Annotated in this window: 2 protein-coding genes; one reads left to right on the forward strand and one right to left on the reverse strand. The window is 64.8% G+C overall.

All coding sequences use genetic code 11. From position 1 onward, the window contains the following. Positions 1-260: 260 nt before the first annotated feature. Entirely contained in the window at positions 261-494 is a 234-nt protein-coding gene (locus B0I32_RS56165) for a pyridoxamine 5'-phosphate oxidase family protein (RefSeq protein WP_106253688.1), read from the reverse strand. Positions 495-1539: 1045 nt separating this feature from the next. Here B0I32_RS56165 and B0I32_RS59515 point away from each other — a divergent pair. Further along, positions 1540-1832 (forward strand): hypothetical protein (locus B0I32_RS59515; protein ID WP_219912579.1); only part of this gene is annotated, 293 nt, incomplete at its 3' end.

Below are 1832 nucleotides of genomic sequence, written 5' to 3' on the forward strand. Positions count from 1 at the left end.
CCTAGAGAAACGCCCTCCAGGTGGACACATCCATGTCACCCCTGGTCAGACCCCGAATCTGCGCCTTCAGCCCGCTGAATTACGCGGAACGCAGGATAGTCTCCTAGCGTGTCGTACGGTCCAGTTCAGACTCCGACGAGGCACGGAAGCACCTACTCCGAGCCGATGGAATCTCACCGGCATGAGGGTGCGGCGTACGCCGGGCTGCCTCTCCGGGCGGACGCTGTACTGCTCGCGGATGTGGTCGTGGCGGTTCCCTGTTACGCCGCGCTGGCCAGCCCCCTGGGGTCCTCCTTGTACGCGGCGGCGATGCGTTGGAGCCGCCGCGGGTCGGTGACCCGCTCGGCCTTGCCCTCGACCACCAGGTCCAGATCGTGGCAGGACGTCGCGATCGAGCAGTGGGCGTCGCCGTCGAGGTTGCGGCTCTTGCGGGCGGTCGGATCTGACGAGAGGTACAGCGCCTCGTCCATCCAGACCGCGAACACGGGCCGCACGTGCGGCTTTTGACATTCACTGGCATTGCTCCTCTCGGACTTCTTTTCGAACGGGGTGGATCAGGCAGGGGAGGGGATCGCCGAGCCCGTGTCGTCACGGACCATATGCTCGGTGGCCTCGCTGAAGCTGATCGCCTGCGGGCTGGTCAGCTGGTAAGCCCGACCGCTGTGGCGGTCTGCGTCAGTGCGGCCGCAATGTCCACGGCGTCGCCTCGGCAGGCAGTTGTGCCCAGCGCGCGCGATGCCCCCGGCTCGATGTGGCCTGCGCCGGCCTCGCATCCAGGCGCGAGGCAAGTGGGCGGACCGTGTCATCAGGCGCCTCCACAAAGGCAATTGCCGCCAGCCGCTAAGCGGTTAGGAACGCTTCGGCGTTGCTGCGGGCGAAGTCGACAAAGGGCGTGGGTCCAATATGGGAGGTTTGGTGAGACTTCAGCCACAGGTGCGAGCAGGCCGGCGGGCACGCTCAGCGAGCAACTCGCCAAGGAATTGAGCGGTCGGCTCGAGCTGGCCGTGACTCTCTAAGCTCGCGCAGCTTGTCCTCCAGCGAAAGGGGCCGCACCGGAAGCTGGTTCCCGTGGCCTTGTAGATCCGTTCCACGGTGTCCTGCATTGACAGGTTTCCAATCCAGTCATCTCGTAGACCTTGCCCTCGTGATCGTCGGAGCGCCTTGGCGCGACGGCCACCTTGGTCACGTCCTCGACGGCGACGGGAGAGAGGCGGTCGTCGCCGATCGGTATACGCATCACGCCGCCTGGAGCTCACGCTGGTCACGGTGCCGGGCAGGTAGAGCAGCATGAATGGGCTGGAGCGTAGGTGGCCAGCCCAGTCCGGGACGCTTCGAGATACCGTTCGATCTCTGCGTGCTCCCGCGTCCCGTGGAAGCTGCCGAGGTTGAAACCGACGCCCGCCTCCTTGCGGGAGCCCTTCTCGATGCGTGGCACGCCTGCCGCCTTCGCCGCGTCGATGAACGCGCATTGTGTCCGGGCCATCGGCGCACGTCCGAAAAGATCATGAATACCTGCTTCCCATCGTAGGGCGGAGGTCAGTGAGTTCGGACCGAGCAGGGCACCCTGACAGGTTCGAGGCCTGGCAGGCCACGACGCTGCTGGGCTTTGTCGGGGTTTGTGAACAGGGCGCGAACCGGCACTACCTGCCGGGCGTATTTGCGCATGACGGCCATTCCGCTGGCTCCGGTGCCTCCGATGACACGCATCATGACTTCGACCGTAGTAGTCATTATTACGGAAAAACAAGTAGCAACTTGGTTGGGTGTAGTATCGGTGAGTGTCGTCAGCTCGTTCGTATGGTGACCCTTGCGCCGCCGCCCGCGCCCTTGAC

Source organism: Nonomuraea fuscirosea (assembly GCF_003001935.1).
Classification (GTDB): domain Bacteria; phylum Actinomycetota; class Actinomycetes; order Streptosporangiales; family Streptosporangiaceae; genus Nonomuraea; species Nonomuraea fuscirosea.